Annotated in this window: 1 protein-coding gene; it reads right to left on the bottom strand. The window is 44.2% G+C overall.

The features are described 5' to 3' along the window. Positions 1-240 (bottom strand): hypothetical protein (locus tag AAEY97_RS21490; RefSeq protein ID WP_351001423.1); only part of this gene is annotated, 240 nt, incomplete at both ends.

The raw sequence follows: 240 nt of genomic DNA, 5'->3' as shown, positions 1-240 counted from the left end.
GTAGTCATTTTTATGACTCAATAAACCAGTAGCTAAATCAATACGAATAGAAACAAGCCCTTCAGGTGGTTCAATGGGGGCTTCTGGTGCGCCTTCAAGTGCTACGGCCATAAAGTCATTCCATGCAGGTTGTGCTGTTTTAGCTCCCGATTCAGCGCCTGATATTTGACCACTGTCGAGATTGTTGTTATACGTTGATCTACCTAAGGAGTTACCTGGATTATCAAAGCCGACCCAAAC

It is taken from the genome of Shewanella sp. TB7-MNA-CIBAN-0143 (assembly GCF_040310065.1).
Lineage (GTDB): Bacteria > Pseudomonadota > Gammaproteobacteria > Enterobacterales > Shewanellaceae > Shewanella.
The sequence above is the reverse complement of the archived record's forward strand: the minus strand, read 5'-3'. Positions and strand labels throughout refer to the sequence as shown.